22 protein-coding genes are annotated in these 24,759 nt (G+C 70.4%); 13 read left to right on the forward strand and 9 right to left on the reverse strand.

Features of this window, described 5'->3' with window-relative positions; genetic code table 11:
- Positions 1-214 precede the first annotated feature (214 nt).
- Positions 215-1,684: a hypothetical protein gene (locus ACFXJ5_RS20555; protein WP_384632657.1), complete on the forward strand. Its 1,470-nt coding sequence runs from the start codon at positions 215-217 to the stop codon at positions 1,682-1,684.
- 80 nt (positions 1,685-1,764) lie between these two features.
- Here the strand turns inward: ACFXJ5_RS20555 and ACFXJ5_RS20560 are convergent, their stop codons facing one another.
- On the reverse strand, positions 1,765-2,289 hold the full coding sequence (locus ACFXJ5_RS20560) for a hypothetical protein (RefSeq protein ID WP_384632660.1): 525 nt from the start codon (positions 2,287-2,289) through the stop codon (positions 1,765-1,767).
- 346 nt (positions 2,290-2,635) lie between these two features.
- On the opposite strand from ACFXJ5_RS20560, the gene ACFXJ5_RS20565 reads away from it, so the two are divergent.
- Positions 2,636-4,840 carry an N-acetylmuramoyl-L-alanine amidase gene (locus ACFXJ5_RS20565; protein WP_384632663.1) on the forward strand — a complete coding sequence of 735 codons (2,205 nt, stop codon included), beginning with the start codon at positions 2,636-2,638 and terminating at the stop codon, positions 4,838-4,840.
- 61 nt (positions 4,841-4,901) lie between these two features.
- Here ACFXJ5_RS20565 and ACFXJ5_RS20570 read toward each other — a convergent pair whose 3' ends face one another.
- The 7 genes from ACFXJ5_RS20570 to ACFXJ5_RS20600 form a co-directional block, all read right to left on the reverse strand.
- A complete protein-coding gene (locus tag ACFXJ5_RS20570) occupies positions 4,902-5,936 on the reverse strand; it encodes a Gfo/Idh/MocA family protein (RefSeq protein WP_384632666.1) in 1,035 nt (344 codons plus the stop codon).
- 96 nt (positions 5,937-6,032) lie between these two features.
- The gene (locus ACFXJ5_RS20575) at positions 6,033-6,887 is read right to left on the reverse strand and encodes a sugar phosphate isomerase/epimerase family protein (protein ID WP_384632669.1); all 855 of its coding nucleotides are present in this window, start codon (positions 6,885-6,887) and stop codon (positions 6,033-6,035) included.
- Positions 6,888-6,893: 6 nt separating this feature from the next.
- Positions 6,894-7,916: a Gfo/Idh/MocA family protein gene (locus tag ACFXJ5_RS20580; RefSeq protein ID WP_384632671.1), complete on the reverse strand. Its 1,023-nt coding sequence runs from the start codon at positions 7,914-7,916 to the stop codon at positions 6,894-6,896.
- Between the two features lie 20 nt (positions 7,917-7,936).
- Entirely contained in the window at positions 7,937-8,848 is a 912-nt protein-coding gene (locus tag ACFXJ5_RS20585) for a sugar phosphate isomerase/epimerase family protein (RefSeq protein ID WP_384632674.1), read from the reverse strand.
- A 140-nt stretch (positions 8,849-8,988) separates the two neighbouring features.
- Positions 8,989-9,843: an ATP-binding cassette domain-containing protein gene (locus ACFXJ5_RS20590; RefSeq protein ID WP_384632677.1), complete on the reverse strand. Its 855-nt coding sequence runs from the start codon at positions 9,841-9,843 to the stop codon at positions 8,989-8,991.
- 5 nt (positions 9,844-9,848) lie between these two features.
- Entirely contained in the window at positions 9,849-10,925 is a 1,077-nt protein-coding gene (locus ACFXJ5_RS20595; protein WP_384632865.1) for an ABC transporter permease, read from the reverse strand.
- Complete coding sequence (locus ACFXJ5_RS20600) at positions 10,925-11,938, reverse strand: sugar ABC transporter substrate-binding protein (RefSeq protein WP_384632680.1); 1,014 nt, start codon at positions 11,936-11,938, stop codon at positions 10,925-10,927. Before ACFXJ5_RS20600 ends, ACFXJ5_RS20595 begins: the two co-directional genes overlap by 1 nt.
- Positions 11,939-12,201: 263 nt before the next feature.
- On the opposite strand from ACFXJ5_RS20600, the gene iolC reads away from it, so the two are divergent.
- The 11 genes from iolC (at position 12,202) to ACFXJ5_RS20655 (ending at position 23,915) form a co-directional block, all read left to right on the forward strand.
- The gene (gene iolC / locus ACFXJ5_RS20605) at positions 12,202-13,158 is read left to right on the forward strand and encodes a 5-dehydro-2-deoxygluconokinase (RefSeq protein ID WP_384632683.1); all 957 of its coding nucleotides are present in this window, start codon (positions 12,202-12,204) and stop codon (positions 13,156-13,158) included.
- On the forward strand, positions 13,155-14,033 hold the full coding sequence (locus tag ACFXJ5_RS20610) for a Cgl0159 family (beta/alpha)8-fold protein (protein WP_384632687.1): 879 nt from the start codon (positions 13,155-13,157) through the stop codon (positions 14,031-14,033). Before iolC ends, ACFXJ5_RS20610 begins: the two co-directional genes overlap by 4 nt.
- 28 nt (positions 14,034-14,061) lie before the next feature.
- The gene (iolB, locus tag ACFXJ5_RS20615) at positions 14,062-14,997 is read left to right on the forward strand and encodes a 5-deoxy-glucuronate isomerase (RefSeq protein ID WP_384632690.1); all 936 of its coding nucleotides are present in this window, start codon (positions 14,062-14,064) and stop codon (positions 14,995-14,997) included.
- Positions 14,994-16,865, forward strand: a complete 1,872-nt coding sequence (iolD, locus tag ACFXJ5_RS20620; protein WP_384632693.1) for a 3D-(3,5/4)-trihydroxycyclohexane-1,2-dione acylhydrolase (decyclizing) — start codon at positions 14,994-14,996, stop codon at positions 16,863-16,865. The genes iolB and iolD overlap by 4 nt, the downstream gene beginning before the upstream one ends.
- A 69-nt stretch (positions 16,866-16,934) precedes the next feature.
- Positions 16,935-18,428 carry a CoA-acylating methylmalonate-semialdehyde dehydrogenase gene (locus ACFXJ5_RS20625; protein WP_384632696.1) on the forward strand — a complete coding sequence of 498 codons (1,494 nt, stop codon included), beginning with the start codon at positions 16,935-16,937 and terminating at the stop codon, positions 18,426-18,428.
- 138 nt (positions 18,429-18,566) lie between these two features.
- A complete protein-coding gene (locus ACFXJ5_RS20630) occupies positions 18,567-19,286 on the forward strand; it encodes a GntR family transcriptional regulator (protein ID WP_384632868.1) in 720 nt (239 codons plus the stop codon).
- A gap of 131 nt (positions 19,287-19,417) precedes the next feature.
- Positions 19,418-20,554 (forward strand): ROK family glucokinase, encoded by a 1,137-nt coding sequence (locus ACFXJ5_RS20635; RefSeq protein WP_384632699.1) that lies wholly within the window; start codon positions 19,418-19,420, stop codon positions 20,552-20,554.
- Positions 20,555-20,565: 11 nt separating this feature from the next.
- Positions 20,566-21,087, forward strand: coding sequence for a hypothetical protein (locus ACFXJ5_RS20640; RefSeq protein WP_384632702.1), 522 nt, complete (start codon positions 20,566-20,568; stop codon positions 21,085-21,087).
- A 66-nt stretch (positions 21,088-21,153) separates the two neighbouring features.
- Positions 21,154-22,401: a bifunctional 3-oxoadipate enol-lactonase/4-carboxymuconolactone decarboxylase PcaDC gene (pcaDC, locus tag ACFXJ5_RS20645; RefSeq protein WP_384632871.1), complete on the forward strand. Its 1,248-nt coding sequence runs from the start codon at positions 21,154-21,156 to the stop codon at positions 22,399-22,401.
- Positions 22,402-22,440: 39 nt separating this feature from the next.
- Positions 22,441-23,088 (forward strand): MBL fold metallo-hydrolase, encoded by a 648-nt coding sequence (locus ACFXJ5_RS20650; protein ID WP_384632705.1) that lies wholly within the window; start codon positions 22,441-22,443, stop codon positions 23,086-23,088.
- A 47-nt stretch (positions 23,089-23,135) separates the two neighbouring features.
- Positions 23,136-23,915, forward strand: coding sequence for an exodeoxyribonuclease III (locus ACFXJ5_RS20655; protein ID WP_384632708.1), 780 nt, complete (start codon positions 23,136-23,138; stop codon positions 23,913-23,915).
- Here the strand turns inward: ACFXJ5_RS20655 and ACFXJ5_RS20660 are convergent.
- Positions 23,882-24,670: a hypothetical protein gene (locus ACFXJ5_RS20660; RefSeq protein ID WP_384632710.1), complete on the reverse strand. Its 789-nt coding sequence runs from the start codon at positions 24,668-24,670 to the stop codon at positions 23,882-23,884. The two genes, ACFXJ5_RS20655 and ACFXJ5_RS20660, sit on opposite strands and share 34 nt — an antisense overlap.
- Positions 24,671-24,759 lie beyond the last annotated feature (89 nt).

The raw sequence follows: 24,759 nt of genomic DNA on the forward strand, positions 1-24,759 counted from the left end.
TTACAATCGCGAACGCGTGGTGCACGTTCGACGACTGGGGGGAGTCGCGATGGCCTGGGACCAGCAGGGCGGGGCGGAAAGAGCCGAGGGATCCGGGGAGTTCGGGGGCTTCGCGGTGCCGCCGCAGCCGTCCCATCCGCCTTATGTGCCGCCGATGCCGCCCGCACCGCCTGTACCTCCCGTACCGCGCGGGCCGGCGGACCCGCTGCGGGCCGTGGCCGTCGGTCTTCTCAACCTCACCGGTCTCGGGCTGGGTTACGCCCTGCTGCGCCGCTGGTTCGCGACGGCCGTGTGCTGGATCGCGACCGCCGTCCTGCTGCTGATCGCCTTACCCGCTGACCCGGACGGTGTCGCCGGCGGCGTCATCACCGCGTACGTCGTCTTCCTGGCACTCGCCGCCCTTCACGGCGCCTTCCGCGGCCTGCGCACCCCGCTGGCCTGGCCGCCGCGGTCGTACGTCGCCATCGCGCTCGCCCTGGTGCTCCTCGCGGTGCCCGTCGGGGGCGTGGTCCTGTACGACGGTGCGCGTGACGAGGCGACGGAGCAGATGCTTCTCGGCCGCCTGGACGAGGCCGACCGGCTGGTCAAGGCTGCCAAGGGCACGTCCTTCGGCACGGCGGAGTCCGACTACCGCAAGGCGCTGGCCGTCTACCGCGACCTCAAGGACGGCCACCCGGACTCGAGGGCGGCCCAACGCGTTCCGGACAGCCTGAGCACGTACTACAGCACGGTCGGATCGCCGTACGACGAGAAGAAGTACTGCGAGGCGATAGCGCCCCTGAAGTACCTGCGCACCCTGCCCGACACCGTCGGCGAGAAGGACCTCGGTTCGCTGGTCACCTGGCCCGACGACCGGCTCGCCACCTCGCTCTACGAGTGCGGGGTGGACGACCTCGCCTCCGCCGCGAGCGCCACGCCGGACGGCGGGGACCTCGGCGAGCTGCTGACCACCTTTCCCAAGTCCCGGCAGGCCGCGAAGGTCGAGCCGGCCGTCAGTTCCATGATCGACGAGGCCGCCAAGGGCCTGAAGGGCAAGGACCCCTGCTCGGCCAACGTGCGGCTGACCACCCTCAGCGTCCAGGCCTCGGTGCTGCCCGGCGAGAAGGCGGGAGTCGCCGCCGCTCTGAGCAAGGACGCCGCCAAGGCCGACCGGCAGGTGCAGTCCGGTACGTACGCCTGCGGTGTGGCCGAGTACAAGGACGGCGACTTCAGCGCGGCGCTCGACACGCTGAACGGCTTTGTCAACAAGTACCGGAATGACAAGAACCGTTCGCGCGCCCAGAAGACAGCCATAGCCGCCGAGATCGCCAAGGAGACGCCCGCCGCCGGCAAGCACCTGCCCTCGATGTCCTCGGGCGGCAGCATTTCCGTCACGGTCAGCAACGACAGTCCCGACGAGGTCGAGATCCTCTACACCGGCCCCGTCACCGGCAGCTTCAAGCTCAAGGCGTGCGGCAGTTGCTCGACGTACTCCAGCGAGCTGACGGCGTCCTTCTCCGCGTGCAAGGGCGGTACGAACTACCCCAAGAAGACGATCATGCTGCCCGCCGGCACGACGTACTTCCTCCACAAGTCCGCGGGTTCCTCCACCGCGACCGTGGGCACCGACACGGCCAAGCTCAAGTACGGCTACATCTACACCGAGTGCGCCTACGTCGTGTCGACCTTCGGTACGGGCTACTAGCCCCCGTCCGGGCGGCTTCGACGAGTGCGGCCCCGCCGGTGCGGGCGGCGGGGCGCAGGGTGCGGTGGTGCGGGGTCGGTTCAGCTGAGGCCGAGGTCCGACAGGGCGGTGGTCCAGTCGCTCACGATGTGGGTGCGCGCCTGCGAGAGCGTGATGGTGCCGGCGCAGACGGCCTTCTTGAGCTTGTTCTCGACCGTGTCCTTGTTGGCGGCGGTCTTGGTGCCGTACTCGGGCTCGGGCCAGAGGTTGAGGGCGCTCTTGGGGGAGCCGCCGAGTTCGAGGGGGACGAAGTGGTCCTCTTCGTAGTCGGAGGTCGAGGTGTCGGTGTAGCCGTACTCGACGATCTGAGTCTTCTTCAGGGCGGTCGTGTACGAGCTTGAGGGCCGTACGGTCGCGGTCCAGCCGGAGACGCAGATCGTGCTGTCGATCGTGGACTGGGTGACGTCCGAGTTGTACACACCGGGCTGGCAGGACGGGTCGGGCAGCGGCAGGTAGTCCTGGCTGCAGGTCTGCGCGTGCGCGGTGCCGGTGGCGAGGGTGAGGCCGGCCGCGGTGAGGGCCAGCGTGGACAGGGCCGCCGTGAAGGGGCGGGGTATTCGGGACATGGTGGGGGTCTCCCGATCGGTGCTGCCCGGCAGAGTTCCGGGCGGATGTGGGCATGACAGCACCGGGGAGTTCTATGCGGGTAGACCCTTTGCTATGAGCGGACTCGGCTTGACCGGGACTTTGTCTATGCCATGACAATGCGGTTGGAAGCCATGGGGTGAGCTTGGTTTACGATCGGTCTGCTGTGACGGTTTCGGGGCTGCGGACGCTGAACAGAACGGGGCCCCTTCTGTGACTGGTGGGCCGCAAGAAACTCATGAGGGGTGGGGGGCATTGAGCCCGCGTAGAACGCATGCGTACAGGCCGCTGAGTCTGAAGCGCCGGGTTTGGCTGACCGTCGGCGCGGTGGTGCTCGGGAGCACCGGTGTGGTGGCTGTCGCGTTGGCCAATCCGTCGGATGACGGAGGGCGGACGAAGGTCCGCAAGGGCGGGGTACACGCCCTCGCTCTCAAGGAGGCGGGCAGTCACAAGCGGGAGCTGCCGCAGACGGACACCGGGTCGTTCTCGATGCTGGGCGTCAGCTGGAAGGGCGCGAAGGCGCAGATCAAGGGCACGGCCCAGGTGCGGACCCGCAGCAGCGAGACGGGTGAGTGGAGCGGCTGGCAGAAGCTGGAGGCCGGCGACGCTCAGCCCGACGAGGTCGGGGCCGGCGTCCGCGGCGCGAGTGAGCCGCTGTGGGTCGGTCCGTCCAATGCCGTCGAGGCGCGGGTCGTGGCCGAGGACGGAACGGCGTCGAGCGGTCTGCCGGCCGGTCTGCGGCTGGACCTGGTCGATCCCGGTGTGACCGCTGAGGAGGCCAAGGCGGCGGACGCCCATCCGCAGTCGGCGGCCTTCGCCGTCGACGCTTCGGCGTCGTCGACCGATTCCGCTTCGCCGACCGATTCCGCTTCGCCGACGGACTCGGTGTCGCCCACGGACTCGATATCCCCGAGCACCTCGGTCTCGCCCACCGACTCCGCGTCGCCCACGGACTCCGCGTCACCGACCGCCTCGGCCTCGCCGACGGCCACCGTTCCGACCGCACCGGCGTCGACCGCACCGAAGCCGTCCATCGTGTCGCGCGCCGACTGGGGCGCGGACGAGTCGATCAGCCCGGACCCCTCGGAGTACAACGCCGACGTGAAGGCGGTGTTCGTTCACCACACCGCGGGCACCAACGACTACACCTGCGACGAATCGGCGGCGATCGTACGCGGCATCTACGAGTACCACGTCAAGAGCAACGGCTGGAACGACATCGGCTACAACTTCCTGGTCGACAAGTGCGGCACGATCTTCGAGGGCCGCAAGGGCGGCGTGGACCTGCCGGTCCTGGGCGCGCACACCTACGGATTCAACCGGGAGTCCACCGGCATCTCCATGCTCGGTGACTACAGCGCGGTCGCGCCCTCCCAGGCGGCGCTGGCCTCGGTCGCCGAGATCGCCGCGTGGAAGCTCGGTCAGTACGGGGGTGACCCGGCCGGCACCGTACAGCTGACCGCGGGCGCGACCCAGAGCAACTACACCGGCACCGCGTTCACCGCGGGCTCGACGTACACGTTCAACCGGATCTCCGGTCACCGCGACGGCTACAACACCGAGTGCCCCGGCAACCTGCTCTACGCCCAGCTGCCCACCATCCGCACCTGGGCAGCGGGCCCGGTGCAGGGGCTTGCCGTCGGGTCGGTGTCCGGTGCGGCCCTTTCGGGTTCGACGTACTACACCAAGGGCGCGATCACGGTGAACTGGTCGGCCACCACGCCGGCCTCGCTGATCTCGAAGTTCGAGCTGCTGGTGGACGACAAGGTCGCGGCCACGGCTGCCGGGACCGCGACCTCCGCGCAGACCACCCTGGCGCTCGGCACGCACACGGTGAAGATCCGGGCGGTACACCAGTCCGGCAAGACGACGACGACCGCCGCGCTGGCCTTCCGGGCCGATACGACGGCGCCGACCTTCACCACCACGCCCGGACTCTCCCTGCGCACCGGCACGGTCAGTACCAGTGCCGTGCCGGTCAAGCTGAGCTGGGCGGCTGCCGACAACGCCGCGCTGAAGCAGGTCAAGCTGCTGGCCCCGACGGCGGTGACGTACGGACCGACGACCACCAGCGCGAACCACACCGTCAAGTCCGGCGCGGCCACGACCTGGTCGATGCGGGCCTACGACTACGCGGGCAACTACCGCACGTCCTCGCCCGCCTTCACCCCGGTGATCCTGCAGGAGACCTCGGCCGTCAAGTCCGGCACGTGGACCACGAAGTCGTCCAGCAGCTACCTGGGCGGCAAGTCCTACTCCAGCGGTTCCAAGAACGCCGCTCTGACATGGACCTTCACCGGCCGGTCGGCGGCCTGGGTGGTCTCCCGTGCCTCCACGTCCGGCCAGGCCTACGTCTACGTGGACGGGGTCAAGGTCACCACGGTGGATCTGAAGTCCAGCACCACCAAGTACCGCCAGGCGATCTGGACCAAGAGCTGGTCCAGCAGTGCCAAGCACACCGTCAAGATCGTCGTGGTCGGAACCAGCGGCCGCCCGACGATCACCACCGACGGCCTGGTCTACATCAAGTGAGGTGAACGTCGGCGCCCGGCCCTCAGGTCCTGTCCAGGCCTGAGGGCCGGGCGCCGACGTGTCAGGCCGCCTCCGGCTTGGCAGCCCGGTCGGCGATCTCGGCGACCTCCACCGGCCGACGTTCGTGCCGCGACACCTCGCAGGCCTCGGCGACCAGCAGCGCGGCCAGAGCGTCCCGGCCGTCGCAGGGATTGACCAGGTCACCGGCCACGACCCGCAGGAATGCGGCGAGTTCGGCCCGGTAGGCGGAGCCGAAACGGTCGAGGAAACCGGTCCAGGGGTCGGGGACGCCGGGCGCGGAACCGGCTTCGACGGAGGTGACCGGGGTGCGGGGGCCGACGCCGACGGCGAGGGTGTCGGTGGTGCCGCAGACTTCGAGGCGGATGTCGTGGCCGGCGCCGTTGTAGCGGGTGGCGGTGGCGGTGGCCAGCGCCCCGCCGTCCAGGGTCAGGAGTACGGCCGCGGTGTCGACGTCGCCGGCCTCGGCGAAGAAGCTCGCGCCGCCGTTGGCCCCGATCGCGTACACCTCGGTGATCTCGTGGCCGGTGACCCAGCGCAGGATGTCGAAGTCATGGACCAGGCAGTCCCGGTAGAGCCCGCCGGACAGCGGGATGAACTCCGGGGGCGGCGGGGCCATGTCGGAAGTGATGGCCCGGGCGGTGTGCAGCCGCCCGATGCGCCCACGGCGGACGGCCTCGCGGGCGGCCCGGTAGCCGGGGTCGAAGCGGCGCTGGAAGCCCATCTGCAGGACGGTCCCGGCCGCCTCGACCTCCCGCAGGGCGGCCATGGTCCCGGCCAGGTCGGAGGCGATCGGCTTCTCGCAGAAGGCGGGCAGCCCGGCCCGCGCGGCCCGGCGGATCAGCTCGGCGTGCGCGGCGGTGGCCGAGGTGATGACGACGGCGTCCACGGCACCCGGCGCGAAGACCTCGTCCACGGACCCGAGAGCCCGGGCACCGGCCCCGAGCCGCTCGGCGGCCGCCGCGGCCCGCGCCGGATCGGCGTCGGCGATCAGCAGTTCCCGGACGTCGGCATGGTCGTGCAGGGTCGCCGCGTGAAAGGTACCGATGCGGCCGACGCCGAGCTGTGCAATGCGCATGGTGGTGAACACCCTTCCGTGGCAGGGGTGATGGTGAGGTGAGCGCGGACGGGGAGCTGGGGGAGGCGACCCCCCGCCCGCGCGGCTGACGGGACCTCACCAGGAGGCGACGTACTCCCTGATCGCGTCGCGCATGAACAGGTTGGACTCGCTGGCACGGTCCTCCCACGCGAAGACGCAGGCCGTCAGCGTGCCGTCGAAGCCGTTGTCCCGCAGCGCCTTGAACAGCTCGTCGAAGTCGACCTCGCCCTGGCCGATGTCCAGGTGCTGGTGGACCCGCGCCGCCGTGCCCGGCGGGTTGAGGATGTAGCGGTTGCCGGAGGACGCCGTGTGGTCGAGGACGTCGGCCAGGTGAACGTGGGTCAGCAGATCGCCCGCGTAGGCGATGATCCCCGGCGCGTCGTTGCCGATGTGGAAGGTGTGCGGCGCGCAGTAGAGGAACTTCACGTTCGGGTGGTTGATGCCACGGATCATGTTGACCGCGTCGTAGCCGTTCTCGATGAAGTCGTCCGGGTGCGGCTCGATGGCCAGCTGGATGCCCTCGCGCTCGAAGAGCGGCAGCAGCTCGTCCATCGACTTCCAGAACTGGGCCTCGCTGCGACTCGGTTCCTCCGGACGGCCGTTGAACTCCGAGATCATGCTGTCGACGCCCAGGTCGGAGGTGATCTGGACGGCCCGCTTCCAGTAGCGCACCGCCGCCTGCCGCTCGTCCTCGTCCGGCCCCGACCAGCGGAACAGCGGCAGTACGGAGGAGACGCCGACGCCGGCCGCGTCCAGCGCCTTGCGGAACTTCCGTACCGTGCCGTCATCGATGCGCGGGTGGCGGAAGAAGGGGATGAAGTCCTCGCGGGGGGACAGCTCGATCCAGTCGTAGCCCAACTCGGCTACCACGGCGGGCAGTTCCAGCAGCGGGATGTGACGGATCATGTAGGGGTCGAGAGCGATCTTCATATCGGCTCAGCTCCTGTACAGCGCGGGGCGCTCGATCAGCTCGACCTCGACCCGGTGGCCCTCGCTCTGCGCGCGGACGCCCGCCTCGCAGACGGCGGCGGCCGCGTAACCGTCCCAGGCGCTCGGGCCGGTGACCTCGCCGCGCCGGGTGGCGTCGACCCAGGCCTGCACCTCGCGGTCGTACGCGTCCTCGAAGCGCTCCACGAAGTCCGGGGCGACGGTGCCGCCCCAGCGGCCGGCGGTGTTGACGAGCAGGTCGTGGACATCGCCGATCCGGGCCGTGCCGTTCTCGCACACCGCCTCGGCCTGCACCTGGTAGCCGAAGCCGCAGCTGACGTTGATCTCGACGTCGACCAGCGCGCCGCCGTCCGTCTCGAAGATCACGAACTGCGGGTCGTCCAGGCCCTCCGGGGCACTCCCGGAGGCCTTCGGACGCAGCACCGTGACGGCGGTGATCTCCTGGTCCAGCAGCCAGCGGGTCACGTCCATCTCGTGCACGACCGAGTCGTTGATGAGCATGGCGTTGGTGAAGCCGGGCGGTACGGAGGCGTTGCGGTGCCGGTTGTGCAGCATCAGCGGGCGGCCCAGCTCGCCGGAGGCCAGCAGCGCCTTGAGCTTCATGTACTCCCGGTCGTACCGGCGCATGAAGCCGACCTGTACCCGGCGGTGCCCCAGCTTCTGCTCGGCCTCCAGCACCCGCAGCGCGGAGGCGGCGTCCGGGGTGAGCGGCTTCTCGCACAGCACGGGGAGGTCCTGCTCGAAGGCGGCCAGCAGCGTGGCCTCGTGCGCCGGGCCCGGCGAGGCGATGAGTACGGCGTCCACCCCGGGGTCGGCCATCGCCTGCGCCGGGTCGGTGTACGCCGCACAGCCCTCGAAGCCGCCGGCGATCGCCTTGACGCGCTCGGCGTCGATGTCCACGACGGCGGCGACGCGGGCACCGCTGATCACGTCGTTGATCCGGCGTACGTGGTCCGCGCCCATCCGTCCGGTGCCGATGACGGCGACGCCGAGTGTTCCCTGCTGAGTCATCTCGTCCCTCGAAGTAGTGGTCAGGCCCCGCAGGAGCGGAGGAACTTGCGGGTGCGCTGGGCGATCGGCAGCGGCTGGTCCGGCGGGCAGGGGTACATGTCCTGCTCGACGATGGCGAACAGGTCGACGCCCAGGTTCTGCGCGGCGACCAGCACCGGCTCCAGCGCGGGCACCCCACCCGGCGGCTCGCACATCACGCCGCGCTTGACGGCGGGCCCGAACGGGACGCCGTTCGCGACGACGTCGGCCAGGATCTCGGGGTCGACCTGCTTGAGGTGCAGGTAGCCGATCCGCTCCCCGTACGTCTCGATCAGCTTGACGCTGTCGCCGCCGCAGTAGGCGTAGTGCCCGGTGTCGAGGCACAGGTTGACCAGATCGGAGTCGGTCGCGTCGAGGAACTGCTCGACGTGCCGTTCGGTGTCGATGTGGGTGTCCGCGTGCGGGTGGACGACGATGTCCAGCCCGTACGTGTCGCGGACCTGCCGGCCCAGCCGCTCCATGCCGGTGGCCAGGTCGTGCCACTGCGCGCTGCTCAGCTCGACGTCGTCGATGATCTCGGCGGTCTTGTCGTCACGCCAGAAGGACGGGATGACGACCAGGTGCCGGGCGCCCATCGCCTGGGTGAGCGCCGCGACCTCGCTGACGTGGTTCCAGGTGGCGTCCCAGACGGCCTCGCCCTTGTGGAGGGAGGTGAAGACGGTCCCGGCGGAGACGGTCAGCCCCCGGCGGGAGGTCTCCTCGGTGAGCCGGGCCGGATCGGTCGGCAGGTATCCGTACGGGCCGAGCTCGATCCACGAGTACCCCGAGCCGGCGACCTCGTCGAGGAAGCGCTGCCAGGGGACCTGCTGCGGGTCGTCGGGGAACCAGACGCCCCACGAGTCGGGTGCCGAGCCGATCCGGATCCGGTCCAGAGCGGGGGTGGGGGCGGTCATGAGGAGGGCTCCTCTCACCGGTCTTCGCTGACCGGGGACATGGTCGGTGCGGATGGGGTGCCCGCGAAGCTCCGTCGGGTGAAGCTTCGCCGTCCGTCTGGGCGGTCGTCAATACGTGGTACTGACATTCGGACGTCCTGTCACGATGCCTTGCTCTCGGCGGCGACGTCGCCGAGCTCCGGCAGCCCCTCCACATCGACTCCGCGCACCTGCGCCAGCTCGTGCTTCAGCGCGGCCAGCTCGGCGCCGCCGGCCATGTGGTTGGTCAGATCCTCCAGGCTCACCTCGCTGCGGTCGGCGCTCAGTTCGAGTGTGCCGAGCCGCAGTACGGTGAAGTGGTCGCCGACCATATAGGCGTGGTGCGGGTTGTGGGTGATGAAGATGACGCCCAGGCCGCGGTCGCGTGCGGCCGCGATGTACTTCAGTACGACACCGGACTGCTTGACGCCGAGCGCGGCGGTGGGCTCGTCCAGGATCAGCACGCGGGCGCCGAAGTAGACGGCGCGGGCGATCGCCACGCACTGGCGCTGGCCGCCGGACAGGGTGCCGATGGGCTGGGCGAGGTCGTCGAGGATGATGCCCATGGCACGCAGTTCCTCGTCGGCGGTCTTCTTCATGGCCTCGATGTCCAGACGCCGGACCGGCCAGGGGCCGCGGGTCATCTCGGATCCGAGGAAGAAGTTACGCCAGACCGGCATCAGCGGCACCGTCGCCAGGTCCTGGTAGACGGCGGCGATGCCCTCGTCCAGGGCGGACCGCGGGGAGCTGAGCTTCACCGGCTTGCCGTCGATGAGGTACTCACCCTCGGTGTGCTGGTGCAGCCCGGAGATGATCTTGATGAGGGTGGACTTGCCGGCGCCGTTGTCACCCAGCACGCAGGTCACGTTCTGCGGCTTGACCACGAGATCGACGTCGTGCAGTGCGCGGATGTTGCCGTACGACTTGCCGATGGCCCTGAGCTCGACGAGGGGCGCGGGGGCGGTGGTGTCTGTCATGGCGGTCACCTCCGGGTCGCCTGGGAGCGGACCCACAGATTGATGAGGGTGGCGCCGAGCAGCATGACGCCGAGGAAGGCCTTGAACCAGTCGGGGTTCCAGTCGGCGTAGACGATGCCCTGGGTGACCATGCCGAACATGAAGGCGCCGAACACCGCGCCGATCGCGGATCCGTAGCCGCCCGTGAGCAGGCAGCCGCCGATCACCGCGGCGGCGATGTAGAGCAGTTCGTTACCGACGCCCTCACCGGACTGCACGGTGTTGAAGGCGAACAACTGGTGCATGCCGACGAACCAGGCGCCGAAGCCCACGGCCATGAACAGGGTGATCTTGGTGAACTTCACCGGCACACCGACCGCTCGCGCGCTGTCCCTGTTGCCGCCGACCGCGAAGATCCAGTTGCCGTACTTGGTGCGCAGCAGCACCCAGGTGGCCAGCGCGGCGAAGATCAGCCACCACACCACCGTGATCTTGAGCTCGACTCCGCCGACGGTGAAGCTGGAGGAGAAGACCTTCCTCGCCTGGTTGAAGCCCTCCATGTCGCTGATGTCGTTGGTCGCGACATTGCCGGTCACGAGTTTGGTGACCGCGAGGTTGATGCCCTGGAGCATCAGGAAGGTGCCGAGGGTGATCAGGAAGCTCGGCAGGCCCGTCCTCTCCATCAGCCAGCCGTTGAAGGCGCCGATGCCGAGCGACACGATGAGGGCGGCGATCACGCCCACCCAGACGTTCATGGTCAGTTGGTAGCTGACCATGCTGGCGGTCAGCGACGAGGTGATCACCGCGACACCGGCCGAGAGGTCGAACTCGCCGCCGATCATCAGCAGGGCCACGGGCAGAGCGATGATCCCGATGGTCGATGACTGATAGAGGATGGTGGCCATGGAACTGGCCTGCCGGAAGGTCGGAGCCACGGCGAAGAAGAAGAGGAACACCGCGACGACGCCGAGGAAGACGCCGATCTCGGGCCGCGCCAGCAGTCGGAACACCAGGGAACGCTGCACGGTCCGACCGTCGGTTTTCCTGGGGGCGGAGGCCGGCGGCGAAGCCGCCGCCGGCGCTGCCTGCTGGGGCATGGAGATCACCGCGTCCCGTTCTGTGCGAACTTCACGATCGGTCCCACGTTGTCCTTCGTGACGAACGCCGGACCCGTCAGCACCGGAGCGGCGCCGCCGCCGCTGTAGTTGGCGTTGTACTTGTAGAGCCACATCGCGTCGACGGCGAGGTAGCCCTGCAGGTACGGCTGCTGGTCCACGGAGAACTGGATCTTGCCGCTCTGAATGGCGTTGACCGCGGCCTTGTTGAGGTCGAAGGTGGCCACCTTGGCCTTGCTCCCCGCGTCGGACACCGACTGGAGGGCGGTCATCGCGATCGGCGCGCCGAGGGTGACGACCTCGTCGATGGAGCTGTCCTGCTGGAGCTTGGCGGTGATCGTCGACTTCACCGACGGCATGTCCGCACCATTGACGTACAGGATGTCGGTCTTGCCCTTGAAGGTCTTCTTCACGCCCGCGCAGCGCTCCTCCAGCGCGACCTGGCCCTGCTCCTGCTCGACGCAGATCGCGTGCTTGGCGCCGAGCGAGTTGAGCTTCGTACCGAAGGCCTGGCCGGCGATGATCTCGTCCTGGCCGAAGTACGACAGCACGCCGAGGCGCTTCCAGTCGGCGACGCCGGAGTTGAAGCCGACCACCGGGATGCCGGCCGCCTTGGCCTTGGCGATCTCGCTCTTCAGGGCGTCGGGATGGGCCAGGGTGACCGCTATGCCGGCGACCTTCTGGTCGATGGCGTTCTGGATCAGGTTGGCCTGGTTGGCGGCATTGGGGTCGCTGGAGTAGACAAGCTGGATGTTGTCCTTGGCCGCAGCCGCCTGGGCACCCTTGCGGACCAGGTCCCAGAAGGTATCGCCCGGGGCGGCGTGAGTGATCATCGCGACCTTGATGCGGGCGGTGGTGGCCTTGCCGGCGGAGGCGTTGTCGGCCGCCGTTGTGGCTTTCTTGCCGCCCGAGCTGCTGGAGCAGCCGGCGGCCAGAACGATGCCGGCCGCACAAGCGGCGGCGATGGCCATGGCCTTGCGGGTTCTGATCTTGCGTTCCATCGGTCCTGCACCTCGCTGCGGTGAGAGGGGGAAAGGAAGAGAGCGCGCTGGGCGTTAACGCTGCCGTTGCAGAACGGGAGCAAACTCCTCCCCCGAGCCGCTGTCAAGACTTTGTCAGGACATCAATTCATCTCGACGTAACGACACAGTAACGTCCTGCAGCTCAGAGGGTCCGGACGTTCGAATGTAAGGACATACTGTTGACATCGCTCCTGCGGCAGGACTACACCAGAGGGCGACACGGACGACAAGGAGCACAGCCCATGACCGAGCCGTACGACCTGATCACGATGGGCCGGATCGGGGTGGACATCTACCCCCTCCAGACAGGTGTGCCGCTGCCGCAGGTCGAGACGTTCGGGAAGTTCCTCGGCGGCTCGGCCACCAACGTCGCGGTGGCCGCCGCCCGGCTCGGCCGCTCCACCGCAGTGATCAGCCGCACCGGGAACGATCCCTTCGGCGAGTACTGCCATCAGGCCCTCAAGGAGTTCGGCGTCGACGACCGCTGGGTGACCCCGGTAGCCGCCTATCCGACGCCGGTCACCTTCTGCGAGATCTTCCCGCCCGATGACTTCCCACTGTACTTCTACCGCCTGCCCAAGGCCCCCGACCTGGAGATTCGTCCCGAGGAGCTGGACCTGGACGCGGTGCGCGAGGCACGCGTTTTCTGGATCACGGGCACCGGGCTCTGCGAGGAGCCCAGCCGTTCGGCGACTCTCACCGCGCTGGAGGCACGGGCCAGGAGCGGCATCACGATCTTCGACCTCGACTGGCGCCCGATGTTCTGGAAGGACCCCGCCGAGGCCCGTGGCTACTACACCCAGGCCCTGAAGCACGTCACCGTGGCGGTCGGCAATCTCGACGAGTGCGAGGTGGCCACCGGCGTACGCGAACCCATGGCCTGCGCCCGGGCGCTGCTCGACGCCGGCGTCGAACTCGCCGTCGTCAAACAGGGCCCCAAGGGCGTCCTCGCCGTGCACCGCGACGGCACCGTCGCCGAGGTGCCGCCGGTCCCGGTCGAGGTGGTCAACGGCCTCGGCGCGGGCGACGCCTTCGGCGGATCACTGGTGCACGGCCTGCTCGCCGGCTGGCAGCTGGAGCGGATCATGCGCTACGCCAACGCCGCCGGCGCCCTGGTCGCATCCCGGCTCGCCTGCTCGTCCGCGATGCCCACCGAGACCGAGGTCGAGGACCTCCTGCGAGAAGAGAGCGACCGTTGAGCATCAGCATCTCCGACCTGGTGAAGGTGCGGACCCAGCACCCGGAGGCGATCGCCGAGGCGGCAGCCAGACGCCTGCGACGCCCCCTGATCGGCGACAGCGGCCGGCTGATGATCGTCGCCGCCGACCATCCGGCGCGCGGCGCACTCGCCGTCGGCGACCGCAAGTTCGCCATGGCCAACCGCGCCGACATGCTGGAACGGCTCTGCGTCGCGCTCTCGCGCCCCGGCGTCGACGGGGTGCTCGCCACCGCCGACATCCTCGAGGACCTGCTGCTGCTCGGCGCCCTCGAGGGCAAGGTCGTCATGGGCTCGATGAACCGCGGCGGCCTGTCCGGCGCCGCCTTCGAGCTCGACGACCGCTTCACCGGCCACCGCGCCCAGGACATAGCCCGCCTCAACTTCGACGCGGGCAAGCTCCTCCTGCGTATCGACTACCAGGACGCCGGCTCCCTGACCACCCTGCTCTCCACCGCCCGCGCCATCGACGACATGGCCGAGCGGCACCTCCCGATCTTCGTCGAACCCTTCATCTCCCGCCGCCTCGACGGCAAGGTGGTGAACGACCTGAGCGCCGAGGCGGTCACCAAGTCGATCGCCATCGCCTCCGGCCTGGCCGGTACCTCCGCGTACACCTGGCTGAAGGTCCCGGTGACCAACGACGTCGACGAGATGGCCGCGGTCATGGAGACCTCGACACTGCCGGCCGTCCTGCTCGGCGGCGAGGTCGGCAAGGAGCAGGACGCCGCGTACGAGAAGTGGCGCAAGGCGCTGCGCCTGCCGACCGTCCAGGGCCTGGTCGTCGGGCGCTCGCTGCTCTACCCGGCCGAGGGAAGTGTCGAGACCGCCGTCGACACGGCCGTCGGTCTGCTGTGACGGAGACGGACAAGGGGAGGCTCGGACCATGACCAGCACCGAATACCACCTGGCGGCCGGCAAGGCCGCCGACGGCCCCTACGCCGTCGACATCGACCCCGGGCGGGCCGGCTGGGGATACTCCTCCCTGAGGATTCTCGAACTGCCGCCCGGCGGCTGGCACGACTTCGCCACCGGCGACAGCGAGTGGATCGTGCTGCCGCTGTCCGGCTCCTGCACCGTCGCCGTCGAGGGCGCGACCTTCCGGCTCGCCGGTCGCGAGAGCGTCTTCTCGGGCGTCAGCGACTTCGCGTACGTCCCCCGGGACGGGCACGTGTCGATCGCCAGCAAGGCCGGTGGGCGCTTCGCCCTCACCGGCGCGCGCTGCGAGCGGCGGCTGCCGGCCCGTTACGGGCCCGCCTCGTCGGTGCCGGTCGAGCTGCGCGGCAGCGGCAACTGCAGTCGCCAGGTCAACAACTTCGGCGCCGCCGGGGTCTTCGAGTGCGACAAGCTCATCGCGGTCGAGGTGATCACGCCGGCCGGCAACTGGTCCTCCTTCCCGCCGCACAAGCACGACGAGGACCGCGAGGGGGAGTCGCGGCTGGAGGAGATCTACTACTTCGAGATCGCGTCCGCCCACGGCAAGGTCGGCATCGGCTACCAGCGGGTCTCGCCGTCCGGCCACGGCCGCAACACCGACGTCCTCGCCGAGGTCCGCGACGGTGACGTCGTCCTGATCCCCGACGGCTGGCACGGCCCGTCCATGGCCGTCCCCGGCCACGACATGTACTACCTCAACGTCATGGCGGGGCCGGGCGCCGAGCGCGCCTGGCTGATCTGCGACCACCCCGACCACGCCTGGATCCGCGACACCTGGCCGCAGCAGCCCGTCGACCCCCGCCTGCCGCTCTACACCGCCGTCCCGGAAGCCCCCGCCCAGCCCTCCGCCGAGCCCCCAGCCGAGTCCCCCGAGAGGTCCCGATGAGCCAGTCCGTCCGCCGCCTGACCGTAGCCCAGGCGCTGGTGCGGTTCCTGTCCGCCCAGTACACCGAGCGGGACGGCGTACGCCACCGGCTGATCAGCGGGACCTGGGGCATCTTCGGCCACGGCAATGTCGCGGGCATCGGCCAGGCGCTCATCGAGGCCCAGGATGTGATGCCCTATCACCAGGGCCGCAACGAGCAGGCCATGGTGCACGCCGCCGTCGGCTACGCCCGCCAGCTCAACCGGCTCTCCGCGCAGGCCGTCACCACCTCCATCGGCCCGGGCGCCACCAACCTCGTCACCGGCGCGGCCCTGGCCACCGTCAACCGCATCCCCGTCCTGCTGCTGCCCGGCGACTCCTTCGCCACCCGGGTCGCCGACCCGGTGCTGCAGCAGCTGGAGCACCCCGTCTCCGGCGACATCTCGGTCAACGACGCGCTGCGGCCGGTGTCCCGCTACTTCGACCGGGTCGTACGTCCCGAGTCGCTGATCCCCGCCGCCCTCAACGCCATGCGGGTCCTCGCCGACCCCGCCGAGACCGGCGCCGTCACCCTCGCCATGCCGCAGGACGTACAGGCCGAGGCCTTCGACTGGCCCGAGGAGTTCTTCGCCGAGCGGGTCTGGCACGTACGCCGTCCGGCCGCCGACCCCGCCGCGCTCGCGGACGCCGCGGCAGCCGTTCGCGCGGCGCGCAGGCCACTGATCGTCGCGGGCGGCGGCGTCCACCACAGCGAGGCCGAGGAGGCGCTGAAGGCGCTGGCCGACGTCACCGGCATCCCCGTCGCCTCCACCCAGGCCGGCAAGGGCTCGCTGCGCCACGACCACCCCGCCGACCTGGGCGGCATCGGCCACACCGGCACCGCCGTCTCCGACGACCTGGCCCGCACGGCCGACCTGATCATCGGCGTCGGCACCCGCTACACCGACTTCACCACCGCGTCCTCCACCCTGTTCCAGGGCCCCGGCGTCCGGTTCCTCAACCTCAACGTCACCTCCTTCGACGCCCACAAACTCGGCGCCCTCTCCCTGGTCGCCGACGCCCGCGCCGGGCTCGAGGCGCTCACCTCGGCCCTCGCCGGCCACCGCGTGGACCCGGCGTACGAAGCCGAGTACCGCGCCGGCAAGGAGCGCTGGGACAGCGTGGTCGAGGCCGCCTACGCCGCCCCCGACGAGGACGCCCGCCCCACCCAGACCCAGCTGCTGGGCGCCCTGGACTCCGTGGTCGGCGACGACGACGTGGTCATCAACGCCGCCGGATCCCTCCCCGGCGACCTCCACAAGCTCTGGCGCGCCCGCAGCCCCCGCCAGTACCACTTGGAGTACGGCTACTCCTGCATGGGCTACGAGATCCCGGCCGGCATCGGGGTGCGGATGGCCGCGCCGCAGACGCCCGTCTGGTCGCTGGTCGGCGACGGAACGTATCTGATGATGCCGACCGAGATCGTCACCGCCGTCCAGGAGGGGATCAACGTCAACCTCGTCCTCATCCAGAACCACGGATACGCCTCCATCGGCGGCCTCTCCGAGGAGACCGGCGGCGAACGCTTCGGCACCGCCTACCGCTACCGGGCAGCCGACGGCACCTTCAGCGGCGACCCGCTTCCCGTGGACCTGGCCGCCAACGCCGCCAGCCTCGGCATGGACGTGATCCGCGCCGAGACCGTACGCGAACTGCGCGCGGCCCTCGCCGCGGCCCGCGCCTCCGACCGGCCGACCTGCGTCTACGTCGAGACCGACCCCACCCCGACCGCCCCCGCCGCGCAGGCCTGGTGGGACGTGCCGGTGGCCGAGGTCGCTTCCCGCGAGGCCGCCATCGAGGCCCGCAAGACGTACGAACGCCACGTCGCCGACCGCCGCCGCCACCTGTAACCAGCCCGTCCGGCGTTTGAGAACACCGCGCCCGAAGGGTGCGGAAACCACCCAGAAAGGCTCGCCCTCATGAGGACCATCACCCACTGGATCGGCGGCAAGCCCGTCGAGGGCACCTCCGACCGCTACGGCCCCGTATACAACCCGGCCACCGGTGAGCAGGACAAGCAGGTTGCCTTCGCCTCCGTGGAGGACGTGGACGCGGCCGTCGCTGCCGCGAGCCAGGCGTACGAGAGCTGGTCGCAGGTCTCGCTGGCCAAGCGCACCGGCATTCTGTTCAAGTACCGCGAGCTGCTGGACGCCCGGCGCGACGAGATCGCCGCGCTGATCACCGCCGAGCACGGCAAGGTGCACTCCGACGCGCTCGGCGAGGTCGCCCGGGGCATGGAGATCGTCGAACTGGCCTGCGGCATCGCCGAGAAGCTGAAGGGCGAGCTGTCCACCCAGGTCTCCGGCGGGGTGGACGTCTCCTCGATCCGGCAGCCGCTGGGCGTCGTCGCCGGCATCACGCCGTTCAACTTCCCGGCCATGGTGCCGATGTGGATGTTCCCGCTCGCCGTCGCCTGCGGCAACACCTTCGTGCTCAAGCCCAGCGAGAAGGACCCCTCCGCCTCCTTCCGGCTGGTCGAGCTGGCCTCCGAGGCGGGGCTGCCGGACGGGGTGCTCAACATCGTTCAGGGCGACAAGGTCGCGGTCGACCGCATCCTGGAGCACCCGGACGTGGCCGCCGTCTCCTTCGTCGGCTCCACGCCGATCGCCCGCTACATCCAGGCCCGCGCCATCGAGCACGGCAAGCGTGTCCAGGCCCTGGGCGGCGCCAAGAACCACATGCTGGTCCTGCCGGACGCCGACCTCGACTACGCCGCCGACCAGGCCATCAACGCCGCGTACGGCTCGGCCGGCGAGCGCTGCATGGCCGTCTCGGTGGTCGTGGCCGTCGGCGACACCGGCGACGAACTGGTCGGGAAGATCGCCGAGCGGGCCAAGAACCTCGTCATCGGCCCCGGCAACGACCCGGCCTCCGAGATGGGCCCGCTGATCACCGGCGAGCACCGCGACAAGGTCGCCTCGTACGTCACCGGGGCCGCCGCCCAGGGCGCCGAGGGCGTCGTCGACGGCACGGGGCTCACGGTCGAGGGCCACGAGGACGGGTTCTTCGTCGGCGTCTCACTGCTGGACAAGGTGCCGGTGACCGCCGACGCGTACAAGGACGAGATCTTCGGCCCCGTGCTGTGCGTGGTCCGCGCGGAGACCTACGACGAGGCCATCAAGCTGATCAACAGCTCGCGCTGGGGCAACGGCACCGCCATCTTCACCCGGGACGGCGGCGCGGCCCGCCGCTTCCAGCTGGAGGTGCAGGCGGGCATGGTCGGCATCAACGTGCCGATCCCGGTGCCGGTGGGCTACCACTCCTTCGGGGGATGGAAGGAGTCGCTCTTCGGCGATCACCACATCTACGGCAACGACGGCATCCACTTCTACACCCGTGGCAAGGTCGTCACCACCCGCTGGCCCGATCCCTCGGAGGGCGGCATCAACCTCGGCTTCCCCAGCCACAACTGAGGACGCCGGCGATGGACACAGGGGGAACAGGGAAGGTCTCTATGTTCGGACAATGTGATGTCTGAGTTCCATGGCGCCCGCACGGGCGGTTACTCTCCCCCTGTGTCCAAGCCAGAGTCCGCCCTCATCGACTTCGCCGTGGACCGGTCCAGCCCGGTCCCGCTCTACTACCAGCTCGCCCAGCAGCTGGAGGGCGCGATCGAGCACGGCCGGCTCTCCCCGGGCAGCCTCCTCGGCAACGAGATCGAGCTGGCGGGACGGCTGGGCCTGTCCCGCCCCACCGTCCGGCAGGCCATCCAGTCGCTGGTCGACAAGGGCCTGCTGGTACGCCGCCGTGGCGTCGGCACCCAGGTCGTGCACAGCCAGGTCAAGCGCCCGCTGGAGCTGAGCAGCCTCTACGACGACCTCCAGGCCGCCGGCCAGAGCCCCGCCACCCACGTGCGCCGCAACGAGGTCCAGGCCGCCTCCGCCGAGGTCGCCGCCGCGCTCGGTATCGCGGAGGGCAGCGATGTGGTCGTGCTGGAACGGCTGCGGTCGACGTACGGCGAGCCCATGGCGTACATGACCAACTACCTGCCCACCGACCTCCTCGACCTCGACACCGACAAGCTGGAGGCCACCGGCCTCTACCGGCTGCTCCGCGGCGCCGGCGTCACCCTGCACAGCGCCCAGCAGGCCATAGGCGCCCGCAGCGCCACCGCCGAGGAGAGCGAACTGCTCGCCGAGGAGGCGGGCGCGGCACTGCTGACGATGCGCAGGACGACGTACGACGACAAGGGCCGCGCGGTCGAGTACGGCACGCACATCTACCGGGCCTCGCGCTACGCCTTCGAGTTCCAGCTCCTCGTACGCTCCTGACCCTCCCCCGACCTTCGGCCGGGGCTGACGAGCGCCGCCGCACCAGGCCCGCCGGTGAGGCAGAATCTCAGGGGAACCATCCGCGCCGAGCCCGCCCACCCGTACCCGATCCGGAGAGACGACCTGAGTCGATGAGCACGTACCGTGACCGGACCTACCGGGGCGCCACAGCACGTTCGTCGAGCAGCAGCACACTGCTGAGCACGGTGGGCCGGCGGGAGCGCCGGTCCCATCTCACCGCACCGCGTGTGCCGACCGTCGGGATCGACATCGGCGGGACGAAGGTGATGGCCGGGGTGGTCGACGCCGACGGCAACATCCTGGAGAAGCTGCAGACGGAGACGCCGGACAAGTCCAAGAGTCCCAAGGTGGTCGAGGACACCATCACCGAACTGGTCCTGGACCTGTCCGAGCGGCACGACGTGCACGCCGTGGGCATCGGGGCCGCCGGCTGGGTGGACGCGGACCGGTCCCGGGTGCTCTTCGCGCCCCACCTATCGTGGCGGGACGAGCCGCTCAAGGACCGGCTGACCGAGCGCCTGCTGGTCCCGGTGATGGTGGACAACGACGCGAACACCGCGGCCTGGGCCGAGTGGCGCTTCGGCGCGGGGCGCGGCGAGAACGACCTCGTGATGATCACCCTCGGCACCGGCATCGGCGGGGCGATCCTGGAGGACGGCCAGGTCAAGCGCGGGCGTTATGGGGTGGCCGGGGAGTTCGGCCACATGCAGGTCGTACCGGGCGGGCACCGCTGCCCGTGCGGGAACCGGGGCTGCTGGGAGCAGTACAGCTCGGGCAACGCCCTGGTCCGGGAAGCCCGGGAGCTGGCGCTGGCGGAGTCGCCGGTCGCGTACGGGATCATCGACCGGGTCGGCGGCAACGTGGCCGACATCACCGGGCCGCTGATCACAGAGCTGGCCCGCGAGGGCGACGCCATGTGCATAGAGCTGTTCCAGGACATCGGGCAGTGGCTGGGCGTGGGCATCGCCAACCTCGCGGCCGCCCTCGACCCGTCCTGCTTCGTGATCGGCGGCGGCGTCAGCGCGGCCGACGACCTGCTGATCGGCCCGGCGCGGGAGGCCTTCCGCAGGCATCTCACCGGGCGCGGCTACCGGCCGGAGGCCCGTATCGCCAAGGCGCAGCTCGGCCCGGAGGCCGGGATGGTCGGGGCCGCGGACCTGGCGCGCCTGGTGGCCCGGCGCTTCCGGCGGGCGAACCGCCGCAGGGTGGAGCGGTACGAGCGATACGCGGGAGTGTTCGGCAAGTGAGCACCGTACGCATGGCAACCCCGAGAAAGCCGCCGCGCTGGGTCCAGTGGACGGTCGTACCGCTGCTGGTCCTCGTGCCGATCGGCTATGTGATCATCTCGGCGGAGCAGAGCCGGGACGGCGGCGAGGAGAAGCAGAAGCAGGCCGCCGCGACCACCATCACGCACTACTGGCCCACCAGGGTGCAGCGCCGGATCTACGAGATCCCGATCCCGGGCGGGTCGCAGCAGGTCGGCTATCTGGAGACCAACTCCTGGGCGACCAGCACCCTTTACGTGCAGTTCCAGACCAGCGCGGGCGGCCTCGACACCTTCCTGGCCCAGGTCGGCACCAGCCGCGAGGCGCTGAAGGACGGCACCGTCACGGTCACCGCGAAGCAGCAGCGGACGGTCCGCTGGGCCTTCGCCGCCGGGGAGGACTGGGCCGGGGTGAAGCTGACCCAGCACGGCGACAAGCCGGACCACCGGATCACCGTGGACCTGAAGAATCCGAACTACCCCATGGTCTATGTCGTGTCCACGATGAATTTCTGAACCCAGGGGGCGGTGGCCCCGGGTCCAGGTTCCCTCGGTAGCGTGACGCGGGTGAGCGACGAGAACATGACCCTCCAGCACCGGTTCGACGGCCCCGAGGACGCTCCCGTACTCGTACTCGGTCCCTCCCTGGGCACCACCTGGCACATGTGGGACCGCCAGGTGCCCGAGCTGACCCGGCAGTGGCGCGTCCTGCGCTACGACCTCCCCGGCCACGGCGGAGCCCCCGCGGAGCCGGCCACCGCCACCGCCGAGCTGGCCGACCGGCTGCTCGCCACCCTCGACGGGCTCGGCATCGACAGCTTCGGCTACGCCGGCTGTTCCATCGGCGGCGCCGTCGGCACCCAGCTCGCCCTGCGCGCCCCGCACCGGGTCGCCTCCCTCGCCCTGATCTCCACCTCCGCCCGCTACGGCACCCCCGACGAGTGGCGGCAGCGCGGCGTGATCGTCCGGGCCAACGGACTCGGCCAGATCGCGCACGGCGCCCCCGAGCGCTGGTTCGCCGACGGCTTCCGGGCGACCCAGGGCGCCATCGTCGAGTGGGCGGTGCAGATGGTGCGCACCACGGACCCCGGCTGCTACATCGCCGCCTGCGAGGCCATGGCCGCCCACGACCTGCGCGAGGAACTGGCCCGCATCACCGTGCCGACCCTCGTCCTCGGCGGCGCGGAGGACCCCGTCACGCCCCCGGCCGACGCACGGGTCCTGGTCGCCGGCATACCGGACGCGCGGCTCGCCATCGTGCCGGGCGCCTCGCACCTCGTCCCGGTCGAGCAGCCCGCCGCCGTCACCGACCTTCTCGTACGGCACTTCGGCACCGCCTGGGCCGGGCCGCCGGTGCTCGTGCCGGTACCGGTGGCCGAGCCCGTCGCCGCTCCCGTTTCCGTCGCCGCCCCTGCCGCGCCCGAACCGGCCGGGCCGGCGGGGGAGGTGCGCCCGGACCCGTACGAGGCCGGGATGAAGGTGCGCCGCGAGGTGCTGGGCGACGCGCACGTGGACCGGGCGGGCGCGGGCGCCGACGAGTTCACCGAGGACTTCCAGGAATTCATCACCCGCTACGCCTGGGGCGAGATCTGGACCCGCGAGGGCCTCGACCGCCGCACCCGCAGCGTCATCACCCTCACCGCCCTCGCCTCCCGGGGCCACTACGACGAACTGGCCTTCCACACCCGGGCCGCACTGCGCAACGGGCTCAGCCCCGCCGAGATCAAGGAGGTGCTGATGCACACCGCCGTCTACTGCGGGGTGCCGGCCGCCAACTCCGCCTTCGCGGTCGCGCAGCGCGTTATCCAGGAAGAAACAGCACCACGTTGATGATCTCCGGGCGGGCCCCGGTCGGCCATCATGGACACCATGAAGCTGACCAAGAAGGGCCACGCCTGCGTCCGGCTGGAGAAGGACGGGCGCACGCTCGTCATCGACCCCGGTACTTTCAGCGAGGAGGACGCCGCCGTGGGCGCCGAGGCCGTCCTCGTCACCCATGAACACCTCGACCACTTCAACGAGGACCGACTGCGGGCCGCGCTGGAGGCCAGCCCCGAGGCCGAGATCTGGACCCTGAGCAGCGTCGCCGAGAAGGTCGCGGCGGCCTTCCCGGGCCGGGTGCACACGGTGGGGGAGGGCGACACCTTCTCCGCCGCCGGGTTCGACATCCAGGTGCACGGCCAGCTGCACGCCGTGATCCACCCGGACATCCCGCGCATCACCAACGTCGGCTACCTGGTCGACGGCAGCGTCTTCCACCCGGGCGACGCGCTGACCGTACCGGACAGCCCGGTCGACACCCTGCTGCTCCCGGTGCACGCGCCGTGGAACAAGATCAGCGAGGTCATCGACTACGTACGCGAGGTCAAGCCGCAGCGGGCGATCGACGTGCACGACGGGCTGCTGACAGACATCGGGATCATGGTCTACAACAACGGGCTCGGCCCCAACGGCCCGGGAATCGGCGGCGCCGAGCACGGTCGGCTCACGCCGGGCGAGAGCCTCGACCTCGGCTGAAGCACCGCTCCCTCCGACTGTCAGAGGCGGGCGGTACATTCGAGGGCATGCGCATCGCCACATGGAACGTCAACTCGATCGCCGCCCGCCTTCCCCGGCTGCTGGCCTGGCTCGAAGGCTCCGGCACGGATGTGCTGTGCATCCAGGAGACCAAGTGCACCGAGGAGCAGTTCCCCTTCGACGAGCTCCGCGCGATCGGCTACGAGGCCGCCGTCAACTGCACCGGCCGGTGGAACGGGGTGGCACTGCTCTCCCGCGTCGGCCTGGCGGACGTGGTGAAGGGCCTGCCCGGCGGCCCGCTCTACGAGGAGGTGGAAGAGCCGCGTGCGGTGTCCGCCACCTGCGGTCCGGTCCGGGTCTGGTCGGTCTACGTGCCCAACGGCCGTGAGGTCGAGCACGACCACTACGCGTACAAGCTCCGCTGGTTCGAGGCGCTGAAGGCCGCCACGGCCGAGGACACGGCCGGCGAGCGCCCCTTCGCCATCCTCGGCGACTACAACGTGGCGCCGACCGACGAGGACGTCTACGACCCGGCGGTCTTCGAAGGCCTGACCCATGTCACCCCGGCCGAGCGGGCCGCCCTGGCCACGCTGCGCGAGGCCGGGCTGAGCGATGTGGTGCCCCGCCCGCTGAAGTACGACCGCCCGTACACGTACTGGGACTACCGGCAGCTCGCCTTCCCCAAGAACCGGGGCATGCGCATCGACCTCGTCTACGCCAACCAGCCCTTCACCAAGGCCGTCGGCGACGCCTACGTGGACCGCGAGGAGCGCAAGGGCAAGGGCGCCTCGGATCACGCCCCGGTCGTGGTCGACCTCGACGTCTGAGCCGGCCGGGGGAAGCCCACGGCGAACCGCCCGCCGACCCGGCGCTGGAACTCCACATAGCCGCCCCGGAGCGCCGGCGGGCACGGCAGGTGCAGCGTGGCCGGGGCCCGGACCTCGCGCAGGTCGACCACGAGCGCGTCGTCCGGCAGCCCGGCGAGTACGGACGCCAGCTCCGGGTCCATGCCCGCGTCGGACCCGGCGCGGGCCTGCGGCACCGGCGTGCCGCGCAGGTCGGGGCGGTACGACATGACGTGCGAGGCCTCGGTCAGGCGCTCCAGCAGCAGGCTCTCGTCGTCGGCCGCGCGCAGCGCCGCCAGCCCGGCCCGCGCCAGCGCGGAGACCCAGGCGACCAGAGACGGGGCGGCGTAGGCCCACGTCTCGTGGAAGACCCCGGCACCCGACGCCGCGAACACCCGGCCCCACGCCCCGCTCGTACAGTCCACGTCCACGAACAGCGCGTCCCCGCCCGCCTCATGGATCAGATGGGCCGATCCCGGCGGCCCGGTCGCCCACCCGCCCGACGCCAGCCCCCGCTCCGGCGCGAGCCGGTACTCCTCGCTCTCCGCGATCCGGAACGCCCGCACCCGCCGCGCGAGCTGCCGTACACCGGCCGGCAACGGCACGCCCCACGCGTCGATCTCGGCGTCCGTGGCCCCCGATGCCAGCCGCACCACTCCCGGCGCGCTGTGGGCGAGCTGCGCCAGTAACCGCCAGGCGCGGTCGGCGGCCTCGCGCTCGTGGTGTTCGTCGCGCATTGCATGCCCCTTCGATCGCCGGGCATCCTTACGTAACGTATTGTGCGGCAACAGAACGTATACAACGTGTCGTTCCCCGGCATGTGCCA

Origin of the sequence: Streptomyces sp. NPDC059373 (assembly GCF_042751495.1) — a bacterium.
Lineage (GTDB): Bacteria > Actinomycetota > Actinomycetes > Streptomycetales > Streptomycetaceae > Actinacidiphila.

Excerpts from the sequence above, each read along its gene's own strand:
- ACFXJ5_RS20560 (WP_384632660.1), bottom strand. The coding sequence starts at position 2,289 with ATGTCCCGAATACCCCGCCCCTTCACGGCGGCCCTGTCCACGCTGGCC.
- ACFXJ5_RS20570 (WP_384632666.1), bottom strand. The coding sequence starts at position 5,936 with ATGCGCATTGCACAGCTCGGCGTCGGCCGCATCGGTACCTTTCACGCG.
- ACFXJ5_RS20575 (WP_384632669.1), bottom strand. The coding sequence starts at position 6,887 with ATGAAGATCGCTCTCGACCCCTACATGATCCGTCACATCCCGCTGCTG.
- ACFXJ5_RS20580 (WP_384632671.1), bottom strand. The coding sequence starts at position 7,916 with ATGACTCAGCAGGGAACACTCGGCGTCGCCGTCATCGGCACCGGACGG.
- ACFXJ5_RS20585 (WP_384632674.1), bottom strand. The coding sequence starts at position 8,848 with ATGACCGCCCCCACCCCCGCTCTGGACCGGATCCGGATCGGCTCGGCA.
- ACFXJ5_RS20590 (WP_384632677.1), bottom strand. The coding sequence starts at position 9,843 with ATGACAGACACCACCGCCCCCGCGCCCCTCGTCGAGCTCAGGGCCATC.
- ACFXJ5_RS20600 (WP_384632680.1), bottom strand. The coding sequence starts at position 11,938 with ATGGAACGCAAGATCAGAACCCGCAAGGCCATGGCCATCGCCGCCGCT.
- iolC (WP_384632683.1), top strand. The coding sequence starts at position 12,202 with ATGACCGAGCCGTACGACCTGATCACGATGGGCCGGATCGGGGTGGAC.
- iolB (WP_384632690.1), top strand. The coding sequence starts at position 14,062 with ATGACCAGCACCGAATACCACCTGGCGGCCGGCAAGGCCGCCGACGGC.
- iolD (WP_384632693.1), top strand. The coding sequence starts at position 14,994 with ATGAGCCAGTCCGTCCGCCGCCTGACCGTAGCCCAGGCGCTGGTGCGG.
- ACFXJ5_RS20625 (WP_384632696.1), top strand. The coding sequence starts at position 16,935 with ATGAGGACCATCACCCACTGGATCGGCGGCAAGCCCGTCGAGGGCACC.
- ACFXJ5_RS20635 (WP_384632699.1), top strand. The coding sequence starts at position 19,418 with ATGAGCACGTACCGTGACCGGACCTACCGGGGCGCCACAGCACGTTCG.
- ACFXJ5_RS20640 (WP_384632702.1), top strand. The coding sequence starts at position 20,566 with ATGGCAACCCCGAGAAAGCCGCCGCGCTGGGTCCAGTGGACGGTCGTA.
- pcaDC (WP_384632871.1), top strand. The coding sequence starts at position 21,154 with ATGACCCTCCAGCACCGGTTCGACGGCCCCGAGGACGCTCCCGTACTC.
- ACFXJ5_RS20650 (WP_384632705.1), top strand. The coding sequence starts at position 22,441 with ATGAAGCTGACCAAGAAGGGCCACGCCTGCGTCCGGCTGGAGAAGGAC.
- ACFXJ5_RS20655 (WP_384632708.1), top strand. The coding sequence starts at position 23,136 with ATGCGCATCGCCACATGGAACGTCAACTCGATCGCCGCCCGCCTTCCC.
- ACFXJ5_RS20660 (WP_384632710.1), bottom strand. The coding sequence starts at position 24,670 with ATGCGCGACGAACACCACGAGCGCGAGGCCGCCGACCGCGCCTGGCGG.